Annotated in this window: 16 protein-coding genes; 12 read left to right on the top strand and 4 right to left on the bottom strand. The window is 67.1% G+C overall.

Annotated features, from left to right (window positions below):
* Nucleotides 1-75: 75 nt before the first annotated feature.
* On the bottom strand, nucleotides 76-567 hold the full coding sequence (locus BLW00_RS07095; RefSeq protein ID WP_092551075.1) for a glutathione peroxidase: 492 nt from the start codon (nucleotides 565-567) through the stop codon (nucleotides 76-78).
* Nucleotides 568-653: 86 nt separating this feature from the next.
* Here BLW00_RS07095 and BLW00_RS07100 point away from each other — a divergent pair, with 86 nt between their 5' ends.
* Complete coding sequence (locus BLW00_RS07100) at nucleotides 654-1,214, top strand: TetR/AcrR family transcriptional regulator (protein ID WP_092551078.1); 561 nt, start codon at nucleotides 654-656, stop codon at nucleotides 1,212-1,214.
* Between the two features lie 23 nt (nucleotides 1,215-1,237).
* On the opposite strand, the gene BLW00_RS07105 is transcribed toward BLW00_RS07100, so the two are convergent.
* A complete protein-coding gene (locus BLW00_RS07105; RefSeq protein WP_092551081.1) occupies nucleotides 1,238-1,636 on the bottom strand; it encodes a hypothetical protein in 399 nt (132 codons plus the stop codon).
* Between the two features lie 133 nt (nucleotides 1,637-1,769).
* Between BLW00_RS07105 and BLW00_RS07110 the strand changes: the two genes are divergently transcribed.
* From BLW00_RS07110 to BLW00_RS07125, 4 genes are all read left to right on the top strand, one after another.
* Nucleotides 1,770-2,453: a DUF4232 domain-containing protein gene (locus BLW00_RS07110; protein WP_092551084.1), complete on the top strand. Its 684-nt coding sequence runs from the start codon at nucleotides 1,770-1,772 to the stop codon at nucleotides 2,451-2,453.
* A 303-nt stretch (nucleotides 2,454-2,756) separates the two neighbouring features.
* Nucleotides 2,757-3,950 (top strand): MarP family serine protease, encoded by a 1,194-nt coding sequence (locus tag BLW00_RS07115; RefSeq protein ID WP_092551087.1) that lies wholly within the window; start codon nucleotides 2,757-2,759, stop codon nucleotides 3,948-3,950.
* Nucleotides 3,951-4,065: 115 nt separating this feature from the next.
* Nucleotides 4,066-4,479, top strand: a complete 414-nt coding sequence (locus tag BLW00_RS07120; protein WP_092551090.1) for a VOC family protein — start codon at nucleotides 4,066-4,068, stop codon at nucleotides 4,477-4,479.
* A gap of 55 nt (nucleotides 4,480-4,534) precedes the next feature.
* Nucleotides 4,535-4,990, top strand: coding sequence for a DUF2269 family protein (locus BLW00_RS07125; RefSeq protein WP_092551093.1), 456 nt, complete (start codon nucleotides 4,535-4,537; stop codon nucleotides 4,988-4,990).
* A 38-nt stretch (nucleotides 4,991-5,028) separates the two neighbouring features.
* Here BLW00_RS07125 and BLW00_RS07130 read toward each other — a convergent pair whose 3' ends face one another.
* Nucleotides 5,029-6,204, bottom strand: coding sequence for an ROK family transcriptional regulator (locus BLW00_RS07130; RefSeq protein ID WP_175494171.1), 1,176 nt, complete (start codon nucleotides 6,202-6,204; stop codon nucleotides 5,029-5,031).
* An 89-nt stretch (nucleotides 6,205-6,293) separates the two neighbouring features.
* On the opposite strand from BLW00_RS07130, the gene BLW00_RS07135 reads away from it, so the two are divergent.
* The 7 genes from BLW00_RS07135 (at nucleotide 6,294) to BLW00_RS07165 (ending at nucleotide 14,336) form a co-directional block, all read left to right on the top strand.
* Entirely contained in the window at nucleotides 6,294-7,472 is a 1,179-nt protein-coding gene (locus BLW00_RS07135) for a serine hydrolase domain-containing protein (protein ID WP_175494172.1), read from the top strand.
* Between the two features lie 57 nt (nucleotides 7,473-7,529).
* Nucleotides 7,530-8,537: a substrate-binding domain-containing protein gene (locus BLW00_RS07140; protein ID WP_092551102.1), complete on the top strand. Its 1,008-nt coding sequence runs from the start codon at nucleotides 7,530-7,532 to the stop codon at nucleotides 8,535-8,537.
* Nucleotides 8,538-8,565: 28 nt separating this feature from the next.
* Complete coding sequence (locus BLW00_RS07145) at nucleotides 8,566-9,642, top strand: ABC transporter permease (RefSeq protein ID WP_092551105.1); 1,077 nt, start codon at nucleotides 8,566-8,568, stop codon at nucleotides 9,640-9,642.
* A complete protein-coding gene (locus tag BLW00_RS07150; RefSeq protein ID WP_092551108.1) occupies nucleotides 9,642-10,439 on the top strand; it encodes an ATP-binding cassette domain-containing protein in 798 nt (265 codons plus the stop codon). The genes BLW00_RS07145 and BLW00_RS07150 overlap by 1 nt, the downstream gene beginning before the upstream one ends.
* Before the next feature lie 69 nt (nucleotides 10,440-10,508).
* Complete coding sequence (locus BLW00_RS07155) at nucleotides 10,509-12,002, top strand: hypothetical protein (protein ID WP_092551111.1); 1,494 nt, start codon at nucleotides 10,509-10,511, stop codon at nucleotides 12,000-12,002.
* 20 nt (nucleotides 12,003-12,022) lie between these two features.
* Nucleotides 12,023-12,772 carry a 3-hydroxybutyrate dehydrogenase gene (locus BLW00_RS07160; RefSeq protein ID WP_092551114.1) on the top strand — a complete coding sequence of 250 codons (750 nt, stop codon included), beginning with the start codon at nucleotides 12,023-12,025 and terminating at the stop codon, nucleotides 12,770-12,772.
* 106 nt (nucleotides 12,773-12,878) lie between these two features.
* Nucleotides 12,879-14,336 carry an APC family permease gene (locus BLW00_RS07165; protein WP_245741358.1) on the top strand — a complete coding sequence of 486 codons (1,458 nt, stop codon included), beginning with the start codon at nucleotides 12,879-12,881 and terminating at the stop codon, nucleotides 14,334-14,336.
* A 35-nt stretch (nucleotides 14,337-14,371) separates the two neighbouring features.
* Here BLW00_RS07165 and BLW00_RS07170 read toward each other — a convergent pair whose 3' ends face one another.
* A complete protein-coding gene (locus tag BLW00_RS07170) occupies nucleotides 14,372-14,917 on the bottom strand; it encodes an O-acetyl-ADP-ribose deacetylase (protein ID WP_092551117.1) in 546 nt (181 codons plus the stop codon).
* Between the last annotated feature and the right edge of the window lie 6 nt (nucleotides 14,918-14,923).

Genomic DNA, 14,923 nt, shown 5'->3' on the forward strand with positions numbered 1-14,923 from the left:
AGGAGAAGCGAACCGAGGCCGAATACGGGCCAGCTTCGCTTCTCCTCCTCCCGAAACGAACGGAAGGCGACCCGACTACGCCTGGGCTGGGAGCGACGACTCGATCAGCGCCACGATCTCCGGCGCATCCGGCTCGACCGTCGGGCGGAAGCGGTGCACCTGGCCGTCGGGCGTGATCACGAACTTCTCGAAGTTCCACTTCACCCGCCCGGCCTTGCCCGCGGCATCCGGCGTCTTCGTCAGCTCGCCGTAGAGCGGATGCGCCGACTTGCCGTTCACCTTCACCTTGTCGAACATCGGGAAGGTCACGCCCCAAGTGGTGGAGCAGTACTCCTTGATCTTGTCCGTGTCGGAGAGCTCCTGCAGGAACTGGTTGCTCGGGAAGCCGAGCACCGTGAACCCGCGGTCGCCGTAGGTCTTCTGCAGCTGCTCGAGCTTCTCGTACTGCGGCGCCAGGCCGCAGCGCGAGGCCACGTTGACGATGAGTTTCACCGGGGCGTAGTCGGCCAGGGTGGTGGTGGCTCCGTCGATGGTGGTGAGGGGGATCTGGTTGAGGTTCTCGGTCACGAGCTCTTCTTTCGATCGGGTGGTTCGTCCGGTAGACTTACCAGTAACTCTACTGCTGTCGAACCGGCTCGAGAAAGGGGGTTCCGATGCGCGAACGAATACTCGAAGCAGCCTCGGAGCTTTTCTACGCCGAGGGGTTCCGGGCGGTCAGCGCCGAGAAGATCATCGCCCGGGTGGGCACCACCAAGGTCACCTTCTACCGGCACTTCCGCTCGAAAGACGACCTGATGGTGGCCTACCTCGAGCGCCGCGCCGCCGAGGAGCGTGCGGCGATCGAGCAGGTGCTCGCCGCCGCCGGGGGAGATGCGCAGAAGGCGCTCGCCCGCGCCATCGACACCCTGATGGCCGCGGCCTGCCGGCCGGGATACCGTGGGTGTCCCTTTATCAATGCCGCAGCCGAATACGCCGATCCGGAGCATCCGGTGCGGCTCGTCGTGGCCGCGCACCGGCGCTGGCAGCTGCACGCCTTCGAGCAGCTCCTCCGGTCGATCGGGGTCGACGACCCCGCCGCCGCTGCGGGTGAGCTGATGCTGCTGCGCGACGGTGCGGCCGTGGGCGGCTACCTCGACGAGCCGGATGCGGTGGGTCGCGCGCTCGCGACGGCCGGCCTGGCGATCGTGCGGGCGCGCTCGGCCGCCTTCGCCTGAGCTCGGCGCTCCCTGATCCGCGCTCAGCCGAGGCCGGCGACGCCGCCGAGGTAGGCGAACTCGATCTCGGTCACCATTCCGCCGAACGCGAAGAACAGGAGCACCCCGGCCACCACGATTCCGGCGATCGCGAGTCCGCGGCCGCGAATCGCTCCGGTGGCCGTTTCGCGCAACCCCTTCACGCCGAAGACGAGTGCGAAGGAGAACAGCGCCAACGCGATCGCCAGGTGGACGCCCGCGACGACCCAGCCCGCTGAGGGTGTGGTGCCCGGGCCCAGGGTGTACGCGGCGACCATCGTCATCAGCAGGTTGGCGAAGAGGATGGACAGCGCGAACCAGAGCGATCCCGCCGCGGCCTTGCTCGCCGGTGTGCGTCGAGGGGCGGGGTATGAGGTGCTCTTCGGCGTGACGTATCCGGACATGGCGTCAGCCTATCGACGGGTGACGAATCCTCCGCAGGCGAATGGCGCCGATGGATGGCGCCGACGTCGCGTCTCCTGATTGACTGAGGCGAGGGGATGCGCCGACGCATCCGTGTCGAGGGGAAGGTGCACGATGACGCAGCCACCGGTGCAGGAAGATGGCGCCGATCGCGGCGGAAACGGCGGAAGCGTCGGCAAAGGGTGGCGCACCGGGTTCATCGTGCTCGCCATCGTGCTCGGCCTGGCCGTCGTGGGCGCGATCGTCTGGGGCGTGATCGCCGCGACCAGCTCACCCGCACCGACCCCCACCACCTCGGCGCCGACTCCCACGGCCTCGCCGACCCCGACGCCCACACCCACTCCGACCCCGACGCCCACACCTCCGCCGGTGGCCGCCCCGGCCTGCACGGCCGACGGTCTGAGCGTCACGCTCGGTGAGGCACAAGGCGCTGCCGGAACGACGGGGCAACCGCTGATCTTCACGAACACCGGTGCGGAAACCTGCACCATCCAGGGGTTCCCCCAGGTGGCGTTCGTGGGCGACGACAACGGCACCCAGCTCGGCGCGGCCGCCGAACCCGACGGATCGACCACCGTCGCCACCCTCGAACTCGCGCCCGGCGACTCCGCTCAGTCGATGCTGCTCATCGCCACGGCGTCGAACTTCCCGAACTGCACGGTGCAGCCGGCGAACGGGTTCCGGGTCTTCCCCCCGAACGACTCCGGTGCCGTCTTCGTGCCCACCACGGCCTATCAGGCCTGCTCGAACACGGATGTCGCACTGCTCCGTGTCGGCGCGGTGGGCGCTCCCGACTGAGCGCCCACCGCGGGCCCGCTACCGCGCCCTGTCTTCGCTGTACGGGCCGCGGGCCGGATCAGCGCCTTCGGGCGTGGCCCCGTCGTCGGGATCGGTCGCCCCGATCGCATCGCCGAGATCGCGCACGGCGCCGCCGATGAGGCTGCCGGGTTCGCTGGGCTCGTCGGGGTCGACCGTTCCGCGTCGTCTCCGTGCAGGCCTTCGACCAGTCCGTTCGTCTGATCGAAGGGTTCACCCGCGGAGGCGACGGCGACGGGCCTGTCGACGCGTGTCTCCCAGGTGCGCTGAATAGCATGTGCGGCAATGGACATCATCGTCGACATCGTGCTGATCGTGATCGCCCTGCTGGCCGTGCTGGGCGGGTGGCGGCGCGGCGCGCTAGTGACCGCCGCATCGCTCGCGGGCATCATCGGAGGTGCGCTCCTGGCCACCGTGGTCGCCCCTCCGGCGGTCGAGTGGCTGGCCGGGCTCGGCTGGAGCACCGCCCTGCAGCGCACGGTCGCCGCCGGCGTGCTGCTGCTCCTGTGCATGGCCGCGGCGGTCGGCGTGCTCACCCTCGTGGCAGGCCTCCTCCGACGCGTGATCGGCTCGGTGAAGGTCGGCCGGGGACTGGACGCGATCGGCGGCGCCGCGCTCGGACTCCTCACCTGGGGCGTGGTGGTCTGGCTGCTCGCGGGCTTCCTGCAGACCACCGGCATCCTGCCCGTGACCCAGGTCGTGGCCTCCTCGCGTGTGGTCTCGACCCTCAACACGCTCTCACCGGTGCCCTCGTCGACGGCGCTCGGCACACTGAACGCCGCGCTCAGCGACTCCGGCTTCCCGCAGGTGTTCGCCTTCGGCGGCGAGACCATCCAGGCCGCGCAACCGCCCGACCCCGGCGTCTCGGATGCGGTGAACGCCGCGGCCGGAAGCGTGGTGCGGGTGCTCTCCTCCGCCCCGGGCTGCGGTTCCGACGCCGAGGGCAGCGGATGGGCGGTGGCCGCCGACCGCATCGTCACGAACGCGCACGTCGTGGCGGGGTCGCAGGACCTGTTCGTGCAGGTCGGCGGAGTCGGCGAACTGCTGCCCGCCGAACTGGTCGTGTTCGACCCGGTGCGTGACCTCGCGGTGCTCGAGGTGCCGGGTCTGCCCGTCGCGCCGCTGCCGCTCGGAACCGAGCTCGGCGCATCCGATTCCGCTGTCGTCGCCGGCTACCCCGAGAACGGCGGCTACTCCGTGGTGCCCGCCCGGGTGCGCGAGGTGGTGGATGCGGTGGGCCGCGACATCTACGAACAGGGCGAGGTGACGCGGGAGATCTACTCGCTGCGCGGCACCGTGCGGCCGGGCAATTCCGGCGGGCCGCTCTTCGACGAGGCCGGCAACGTGGTGGGCGTGGTGTTCGCGCGGTCGACCATCGATGCGGACACCGGCTACGCCATGACGCTCGACGAGATCGCTCCCGTCGTGGCGGCGGCGGGGGCATCCGATCCGGTGGCGTCGGGAGCCTGCGCGGCCTGAGCGGTGCGACCTTCATCCACGGTTCACGAAAACATGTGTACGGCGTACACATTCTCTGTTATCGTGCTCTCGTCGGCGCCTGATCGGGTGCCCGCGACACCCTGGAGGAGACGCCATGAGCACTGTTCTGAACCCGTACATCAACTTCCGAGGCCAGGCGAAGGAGGCGGGCGAGTTCTACCAGTCGGTCTTCGGCGGCGAGCTCACGCAGAGCACCTTCGACGACTTCCAGATGGCACACGACCCGAGCGAGGGCGGGCTGATCATGCACTCCCAGCTCACCACCGCCGGCGGCCTGGTGCTGATGATCTCGGATGTGCCGAGCAACATGGAGTACAACCCCGGCAACAACATCAGCGTCTCGTTGAGCGGTGAAGACGAAGAGGAGCTGCGTGGCTACTTCGACAAGCTCGCCGAGGGCGGAACCCTCGGGGTGCCTCTCGAGAAGGCGCCGTGGGGAGACAGCTTCGGCCAGCTCGTCGACAAGTTCGGCATCGGCTGGCTGGTGAACATCGCCGGCGCGAAGTAGCGCGACGTCCGCGCGGGGCGGGGGAAGGCGAGGCGCCGCTCGCTAATCTGGGGCTATGGAAACTCTCTTCTCCGTCTTGCACGTCGTCGGCGCCGTCTTCATCGTCGGGCCCATGGCCATCCTGCCGATGACCGCACTCCGCGCCATCCGCTCGGGCAACGCCGCCCAGGTGCGCACGCTGGCGAAGTCGACCATGATCTTCAGCTACCTCTCGCTGATCGTCTTCGTGCTGGGCTTCGGGCTGGTCGGAATGGCCGACCCGAAGTACGCACTGTCGGTCACCACGCCCTGGGTGCTGTGGTCGATCATCGCCTACGTGGTGGCGATCGTGCTGAACCTGGTGGTGGTGGTGCCCGCGATGCGGCGCGCCGGAGCGGAGGTGCAGCCCGCTGCGGCGACGCCGACTGGTGAGGGCGCGACCCGTGCCGGGTACCCCGTGATCAGCGCGGGTTCCGGCATCGTGAGCCTGCTCCTCGTGCTCGTCGTGGTGCTGATGGTCTGGAAGCCGTGACCGATCGCCGTGTGCTCGCTCCTGACGCACGGATCCGATCAGGCGATTCCGTGGGTGAGCACCAGCCCGACGGCACCCAGTGCGGCAGCGTCGCGTCCGAGTGAGCCGACCTCGATGACGACCCCCGCGTTGGCGGCGAGGGTGTGCCGCTTGAAGCTCTCTTCGACCGAGAGCTCGACTCCCTCGCGCGCCCTGCTCAACGCTCCACCGAGGATGATCGCTTCCGGGTTGAAGATGTTCGCGAGGGAGCCGGCCGCTCGCCCCACGGTTCGGTAGGCGTCGTCGAACGCGCGGACCACAGCGGATTCACCCCTGCCGAGTCGAGCCACCACATCGCTCCAGGTGAGACCTCCCGGAAACGGCGGTGCCAGCGTGGCGAGAATGGCCGGAACGCCCACCACCGTCTCGAGGCAGCCCCGGCTTCCGCAACGACAGATGTTGCCGGGTGACTCGACCACCATGTGACCGAGTTCACCGGCTGCACCGATGGCCCCTGTCACGATCTTGCGATTGAGCACGAGGCAGCCTCCCGTGCCCGAGTGGAGTTTCATGTAGATGAAGCTCGCGTACCCGCGGCCTGCTCCCCACATCATCTCCGAGTAGCACGCCAGGCGAGAATCGTTGCCGAGATAGACGGCGCAGGGAAAGTAGGAGGCCGCGACGTCGAGCAGATCGCCGGACCAGCGCCGTCGTAAGCTCTCGTGGGCCACGGAATTGGATGTCTCGTTCACGGGCCCACCGAGGGCGACGCCCACGCCGACGATCTGCTCCCATCCGAGAGAGCGCTGACTCAGAAGCAGATCGGCCATCTGGCGTGCGGAGTCGAAACCGGCATCCGATCCGTATTCCGGATCGAGGACACGCTCATCCGCGGCCAGGACCGCATGGTCGACGGTCGCCAGGATCACCCGGATCGAGCGATATCCGAAGTCGACTCCGATGACGATCCCCGCGGAAGCATCCAGATGGAGCGCTGCGGTCGGCCGGCCCCGCGCACCGGTCGCATCGATGGCCTCGACGAGGATCCCGCGGTCGATCAGGGCGGTGACCGCGCGGGAGATGGTGGTCCTCGACCACCCCAGTGAGCTCATCAGATCGGCACGGGTCTGAGCGCCGTTCACGGCGATGTGGTTGACGAGCGTCGTGGCCTGATGACGTGCGTTTTCGGGGAGGGCCGCGAGAGCGGGTATCCCTTTTTGTGCATTGGTGTACATATATTGCCGCCTTCTCGGCCTACGGTTCGGCCTGTTTCGATTAATTCTGCTCATTGATGCGCATAAAAAGCGATCCTAGGGTGACATTTGTGTCAACGACGATGAATGTGAACGCGCTCGCATCCCAGGATGGTGTCGACGTCTTCGGGCAGGTCGGCCCCGGCTTCGAGTCCATGGTCGGTGCGGCGCTCGCCAATCTCACGACCGGCGAAGACATCGGGTTGCAGATCGCCGCATTCCGCGATGGCGATCTCCTCTTCGACCTGCATGGCGGGTATGCCGACGCCGCCCGCAGCCGCGTCTATCCGAGTGGGGCGCTCCACCTCACCTTCTCGGCGTCGAAAGCGATGCTCGCGCTGTGTGCTGCTCTTCTCGTGGATGATCGAAGACTCGTGCTCGACGCGCCGGTTGCGACGTACTGGCCCGAGTTCGCCCAAGCCGGGAAGAGCGAGATCACGGTGCGGCAACTGCTCAACCATCAGGCCGGCATCCCGGCTTTCCAGCACCAGATGTCCGTGGCCGACCTGGCGAACTGGCAGCTGTGCGTAGACGCGCTCGCGGCCCAGCCGCCGACGTGGGCGGCGGGGCGGGCCCAGGGATATCACGCCGTGACCATCGGGTATCTGGTGGGCGAGCTCGTGAACCGCGTGAGTGGTCTCCGCCCACGGGAGTTCTTTGCGCGCGAGATTGCAGGCCCGTTGAGCGCCGATGCGTGGTTCGGCGTTCCCGATGGACGTCTGACGGATGTACTCCCGCACGTTGCCGGCAGTGGGGCAGGGGACATCGCTCGATGGCAGCAGGAACGGCTCGATGCCGCACCGGGCTTCGTCACCCAGGCCTTCTCGAACCCTCCGGTGAGTGTGGCGACGATGGATGTTCCCGCGGTGTGGCAGGCGGAGATCCCGGCCGTATCCCTGGTCGCGAACGCGCGTGCGCTGGCGCTGTGCATGTCGGTCGCCCTGCCCGGGCCGACTCAGCTCATCTCGGGATCGACCCTCGCAGCGCTCACCACGCAAAGCGCCCAGGGGGCGGATCTCGTTCTGATCGAGCAGCCTTCGCGCTACGCATCCCTGTTCATGCTGAGTTCGCCGCGTGAGCCGATGCTCAGCCCATCGAGCTTCGGTCACAACGGACTCTCGGGCTCACTGGTCTTCGCCGACCGTGACTCGGGGATCTCGTTCGCCTACCTCGGCAACCGCGCCGAGCCGGCCTCCACGCCTCATTCCCGAGTGTCCAGGCTCATGGCCGCGCTGCGGGAGTGTGTCTGAAAGCACCACCGATTCCACGAGCACCACCGATTCCCCGCAGCACCTCAAAGGAGAGCTATGAACATCACCAGGAAGACCGCTGTCGCCGCAGCACTACTCAGCGCATCCGCGCTGGTGCTGAGCGGCTGCGCAGCCGGAAGCACCAGCGAGACCTCCGCGTCGAACGCGGAGAAGTTCGACATCATCAACATCTCGGGACCCGTGTCCGATCCGTTCTTCGGATCGTTCAAACAGGGCAGCGACGCGGCTGCCGAGGACCTCGGCGTCGACTACGAATACAGCGCATCGAAGGACAACACCGACCTCGTCTCGACCTACGCCAAGCTCACGGAAGCGGCGATCGCGAAGAACCCCGATGCGATCGTGATCGGAGACTACTTCCCCGACGCTCTGGAGCCCCTGATCGAGAAGGCGATCGCGGCCGGCATCCCGGTCTTCGTCACCAACTCCGGCCGCGCCTCCTGGCGCGACATCGGAGCTCTCGGCTTCGTGGGCGAGAATCCGGATGCGATGGGTGCCGCGGCTGGCAAAGCGGCCGTCGAGGCGGGTGCGACCAACGCGGTCTGCGTGAATCAGATCGCCGGCAACCCGGTGGCCGAGCAGCGATGCAAGGGATTCTCCGACGAGATCGTCGCCGGTGGCGGGAAAGTCCAGGATCTCGTGATCCCTTCCGAAGACGCGAGCAACGACCAGAAGGTGCAGCAAGCCATCGCGGGTGCGCTCAACGCCGACCCCGGCATCGACATGATCTTCACCTTGGGTTCCTCGATCGCCACCGACGCGATCCAGGCGAAGGCGCAGGCAGGATCGGACGCCATGATCGGCACGACCGATGTGTCGACGAACGTGCTGAAGTCGATCCAGTCGGGCGACCTGCTCTTCTCCCTCGATCAGCAGCCCTACCTCCAGGGCTACTACGGGATGCTCATGGCCTACCAGTACCTGAAGTACGGCGTGCTTCCCGCCAACGAGATCGACTCGGGGCCGTTCCTGATCACGAAGGACAACGTCGACGGCGTTCTCGAGGTCAACACCACCTACCCGGGCATTCGCGGCGCATCCTGAGCCGCGCCCGACTTCTAAGGAATCACTCATGACTGACACCCCGATCGCTCACGTGAACACCGCCCGACGGAGTTCTCTCGCCGGCGCATTCGTGCCGACCAAGATCTATCGCTCCCCACAGTTCGGGGCACTCATCGCCGCGGTCGGGGTGTACGTCTTCTTCGCCGTCGTCGCCGGGCCGAACGGCTTCCTGACTCCCGCCGCCACGGCGGGCTGGGTCAATGCGACAGCAGAGCTGGCCCTGATCGCGATTCCCGTCGGCGTGCTCATGATCTCCGGGGAATTCGACCTCTCCGTCGGATCCGTCGTGGGCGCCTCGAGCATCACCGTCGCACTCGGATCCACCGTGCTCGGCTTGCCGCTTCCGCTGGTGATCATCGCCGCCCTCGGCGTCGGCGCCCTCACCGGTCTGGTCAACGGTCTGATCGTGAATGCCACCCGTCTGCCCTCCTTCATCGTGACCCTGGCATCGAACTTCATCCTGCTCGGTCTCGCCCTCGGGCTCTCCCGCGTTCTCGCCGGTGTCAGCACGGTGTCCGTCACGTTCGACGAACCGTGGTCGACGCTCTTCGCCTCGACCTTCTTCGACCTGAACGTCACCGTCGTGTGGTGCCTGGTGGTGGGACTCGTCGCCTACTGGGTGCTCGCCCACACCCGCATGGGCAGCTGGATCTACGCCACGGGTGGCAATCTCGACGGCGCGATCAAAGCGGGCGTTCCGACCAACCGCGTCAGACTCACTCTGTTCATCGCGTCGGGGCTGGGCGCGGCGCTCGTCGGGGTGCTCCAAGCGGGCCTCTACCATTCGGGCAACGCCGTTCAGGGCCAGGGATTCGTCTTCCAGGCGCCGATCGTCGCCGTCATCGGCGGCGTGCTGCTCGTCGGAGGGTACGGATCCGTTCAAGGGATCGTCCTCGGCGCGATCACCTACGGCGTGGTGAGCATCGGCTTGTTCTACACCGGCTGGACGTCCGACTGGCTCTCGGCCTTCATCGGGGGCCTCCTGATCATCGCCGTGCTCGCCAATGACGCGATCCGCAAGTCCGCACTCAAATCCGGGGGACGCACTCGAGCACCTCGCGCACGCACGAAAGAAGGGCTCTGATGTCCACCGCTCCGATCCCGGTCCTCGAACTCGAGCACGTCGGCAAGAGCTTCGGCGGCACGCACGCCCTCACCGATGCCACCATCGGCGTCTTCGCCGGCGAAGTGCACTGCCTCCTCGGCGACAACGGCGCCGGAAAGTCCACCCTCATCAAAGTCATGTCGGGCATCCATCAGCCGACGTCGGGCCGCGTGCTCATCGACGGTGTCGAGACACCGCTCGTCTCCGCGCGATTCGCCCAGGACCGGGGCATCGCGACCGTGCATCAAGACGTGGGGATGATCCCGCTCATGAGCGTCGCCCGCAACTTCTTCCTCGGTCGCGAACTGACCCGCGGACGCGGACCGTTTCGTCGCATCGACATGAAGCGCGCGCGCGAGATCTCGTTGGAGCACGTGCGTTCGATGGGCATCCGGCGGGTGCACGACGCCGACCAGATGGTGGGAACCCTCTCCGGTGGCGAGCGACAGGCCTTGGCCATCGCGCGCGCCATGTACTTCGGCGCCAAGGTGCTCATCCTCGACGAGCCCACCTCCGCTCTCGGTGTCAAGGAGGCGAGCATCGTGCTCAAACAGATCGAGGTGGCCCGATCCCGCGGTCTCGGCGTCGTCTTCATCACTCACAACGCCAGTCACGCCCTGGCGATCGGGGATCGGTTCACCGTGCTCATCCAGGGCCGCGTCGCCGCCGCCTGGACACGAGGCGAGCGATCCCGAAACGACGTCCTCGACTTGATGGCGGGCGGCGAAGTGGTCGATGACCTCTTCGAGAAAGTCACCGGGGAAGCGGCCTCCTGAATCAGCCGAGCCGTCCGACCGACCGACCGACGGATCTCGACGATGTGATCCGTGAGAAAGGAAAGACCGATGAAACTCACCATCAGGCGCCGGGCTTCTTCCATCGCCGTCGTCCTCAGCGCCAGTCTGGCCATGGGGCTCGGGGTGGCCTCGCCGGCATTCGCCGTCGACAACCAGGTCGTCCCCATCGCATCGAATCTGATCACGACCAATCCGACCGATGCCCTCACGCTGCAGGTCAAGCAGATCCTGGCCAACTCCACCAGGTTCGCCGTGACGACCTGGTGGAACACGACGAAAGACTTCGACAGCCAGGCCGCGAACCCGTACTTGAGCTTCGGTGGGACGGATGAGCTGAGCATCCGCGGTCCTGCTGCTGAGGCGATGGCACTCGCCACCGCATTGCGGTTCGGCGCCTACGACCCCGTGGCCACCGGGGTGACGACCGCAGACGCGACGGCGATCACGGTGAAGCTGGCAACCTCGGTGGCCAAGAGCCACTTCTCGAACACCTCCGGTGGCTGGGGGACGAGTTCTGCGCCGACCAGCTGGGGCGGGAACGGGTGGCAGTCCTCCCTGTGGGCGAACGCCGCAGGAACCGCCGCGTGGCTGATGTGGGACTCCCTGTCGACCACGGATCGCACGTACGTGCGCACCATGATCGAGGCAGAGGCCAACCGCTATCTCACCTTCACCCCGTACTACTACCGCAACCTCGCGGGCACGGTGCTCATCCCCGGCGACACCAAGGCCGAGGAGATGGCGTGGGACGGGAACATCCTGCAACTGGCCACAGCCATGATGCCCAACCATGCGAACTATTCGGCATGGATGAACAAGAGACTCCAGATGTCTCTGGCGGCGGTCTCGCGCCCCGCGGATGTCGACGCGACCAACGGTCCGAAGGTCATCAACGGCAAGCGGCTCGACGTCTGGCTCACCGGCTCCAACGCGTTCGACGACGGAACCGTGGTCAACCACGGAATCGTCCATCCGGAGTATCAGACCTTCCCGGCGATCATCCTGTACGGCGCGGTTGATCAGGCTTTGGCTGGACGCCCTGTCCCCTACGCCGACCTGCGAGGCTTCCCGGCGTTCTACAACTCGATCGTGAGCCAGACCTGGACGGCGGGGCCGAAGCCCGCGCAGTACAACGTGGATTCGAGCGTCACGCACGGGATCAACGCGCCGGGTGGCAAGGTCTACGCGGGCACGGCGACGGGTGCAACCGACATCACCGACATCTACTACCCGATGGGCAATGACTGGGGCAACGGGAACCGCGTCAACTTCTTGCAGATGGATGTCTTCGCGGCATCGATCCCGTCGCTCTACGGGGCACTCGACGCGGGCCTCCCGCAGGGCGGCGCGTACTGGGCTTCCGTACACGCCCAGAAGATCCTCAACCAACAGGCACGTTTCGCGGACGGCCACACCTACGCCGCGGGGGAGAACAGCTACCTCGGGCGGGAAGAGATGGTGGGACAGATCGCCGCGTACACCTACCTCGCGCGGCTACTCAACGCCAACTCGCGATTCTCTGTCACGAACGCCGGATACTGACGCCGAAAGGAACCGAACACATGACCGGTGAACTGACCGGACGGCGGGCGATCGTCACCGGAGGGGCGAGCGGAATCGGCGAGGCGATCGCGCGCGAGCTCGCTGCACGGGGCGCGCACGTCACGATCGCAGACAGGGACGGTGAAGCGGCGACACGCGTCGCGGCATCCATCGACGCCGAGACGTGGCAGGTGGATCTCTCCGACACCGCGGCTCTGGCCGGCCTGACCCTGTCCACGGACATTCTCGTGAACAATGCCGGCATCCAGCACGTGAGCGCGATCGAGGACTTCGATGTCGCTCGCTGGCGTCTGATCATGACCCTCATGCTCGACGCACCGTTCCTGCTCATCCGAGCGGCACTGCCCGGAATGTACGAGCGAGGGTTCGGCAGGATCATCAACGTGTCCTCGGTGCACGGGCTGCGCGCCTCCCCCTACAAGTCGGCGTACGTCGCGGCCAAGCATGGCCTCGAGGGCCTGTCCAAAGTCACGGCACTCGAGGGTGCAGCACGCAATGTCACGAGCAACTGTCTCAATCCCGGGTACGTCCTGACGCCACTCGTGCAGAAACAGATCGCCGATCAGGCGGCCGTGCACTCGATTCCGGAAGCCGAGGTCGTCGAGCGGGTGTTGCTCGCCCACAATCCGATCAAACGGATGGTGGACCCCGAAGACGTGGCGAGCCTCGCGGCCTGGCTCGCAGGCTCGCACGCCTCCATGGTCACCGGAGCGTCGTACACGATGGATGGCGGCTGGACGTCACGCTGACCACGGTCGAGACGGACGGCCACCCCCTGATCCGTCTCGGCCGCCCGGGTCAGGCGGGGGCTGTGCGGAAAGAGCCGTAGACCCGATTCGGGGGCATGCTGGGGGCATGACGACGACAGCGCAGTCGACCGGTCGGCCGGAGACGCAGCCAGAACTCAAGAAGGTGATGGGGCCGAAGCTCCTGTTGCTGTTCATCATCGGCGACATCCTCGGCACCGGGATCTACGCCCTCACCGGGCAGGTGGCTGCGGAAGTGGGCGGCGCGGCCTGGGTGCCGTTCCTGATCGCCTTCGCGGTGGCGACCATCACGGCCTGCTCCTATCTCGAGCTCGTCACGAAGTATCCGCAGGCGGCGGGCGCCGCGCTGTACGCGCACAAGGCCTTCGGCATCCACTTCGTGACCTTCCTGATCTGCTTCACGGTGATGTCCTCGGGCATCACCTCGGCGTCGGCTGCGGCCGGGGCGTTCGCGAGCAACTTCGCGATCGGGTTCGGGCTCGGCGACGGACCCGGGCTGGGGCTCGTCGTCGCGCTGGCGTTCATGATCCTCATCGCCGCGGTCAACCTGCGAGGAGTGGCCGAGAGCGTCGGGCTCAACGTCGTGCTGACGCTGGTGGAACTGTCGGGGCTGCTGCTGGTGATCTTCATCAGCTTCTTCGCGATCTTCGGAGGACAGGCCGACTTCTCGCGGGTCGTCGCCTTCGCCTCGCCCGAGGACAAGAGCGTGTTCCTGGCCATCTCGACGGCGACCTCGCTGGCCTTCTTCGCGATGGTCGGGTTCGAGGACTCCGTCAACATGGCCGAGGAGACGAAGAACCCCTCCAAGATCTTCCCGAAGGTGATGCTCACCGGTCTCGGCATCACGGCGGTGGTCTACGTGCTGGTGTCGATCGTCGCCGTCGCGATCGTACCGGTGGGGGAGCTGGCGGGCAACGACACCCCGCTCGTGACCGTCGTGCAGACGGCGGCGCCCGACTTCCCGATCTCCGCGCTCATCCCGTTCATCTCGCTGTTCGCGGTGGCCAACTCGGCGCTCATCAACATGATGATGGCGAGCCGCCTGCTCTACGGTATGAGCAAGCAGGGCGTGCTCCCACCGTTCCTGTCGAAGGTGCTGCCGGGCCGGCGCACCCCGTGGGCCGCCATCCTCTTCACCACGGTGATCGCGCTGGGACTCACCTCCTATGTGTCGATCGACCCCGCGAATCCGATCGCCGTGCTGCTCGGAGGCACCACCTCGCTGCTGTTGCTCGCCGTGTTCTCGGTGGTGAACGTGTGCGTGCTGGTGCTGCGTCGCAACCGCGTCGAGCACAAGCACTTCCGCACCCCGACGGTGCTGCCGGTGATCGGATCGGTCGTCTGCATCGCGCTGGTGCTGCCGTGGACATCCGGCCGGCCGCTGGAGCAGTACGTCATCGCGGGCATCCTGCTGGTGCTCGGCATCGTGCTCTGGCTCATCACCTATCTGCACCGCCGCGCGAGCGGCTACGGAGCCGCCGAACTCGACACGAAGGCACTCGCCGCGGTCGAGAAGGACCCGAGCGAGGCCGAACGCGACGCCTGACGTTCAAAACGGCAAACCTCCGGCCCTCCGGCCGCCTATTCGGCTCGGAATCCCTCAGGTTTGCGGTTCTGAACGGCGAGCGCGCTGCGGAACGAGCCGAGCATGGCGTCGCTGAAGAGCGCGAAGCTCACGGCGCCGTCGAATCCTGAGCCGAGCACGGTCTCCACGGCGATGCGGGCCGCGTCGTCGGCCGGCCAGCCGTAGACGCCGGCGCTGACCGCCGGGAAGACGACGGATGCCGCGCCGAGCTCCCCCGCCACCTCGAGTGAACGGCGGTACGCCGACTCGAGCACCGCCGACCGGTCGTCGCGCGTGCTCCATACCGGTCCGACGGTGTGGATGACCCACTGCGCCGGCAGCAGACCGGCGGTGGTGGCCACGGCATCCCCCGCCGGCATCCCGTCGGGGAAGCGCGTGCGGCGGATCTCCCGGCACTCCTCGAGGAGGCTCGGTCCGCCCGCGCGGTGGATCGCCCCGTCCACGCCGCCTCCGCCCAGCAGCGAACTGTTGGCGGCGTTGACGATGGCGTCGGCGGCCACCTTCGTGATGTCGGCCCGGAGCAGGGTGATGTCGGCGATCATGCGGCC

Origin of the sequence: Herbiconiux ginsengi (genome assembly GCF_900107435.1) — a bacterium.
GTDB classification, from domain to species: Bacteria; Actinomycetota; Actinomycetes; order Actinomycetales; family Microbacteriaceae; genus Herbiconiux; species Herbiconiux ginsengi.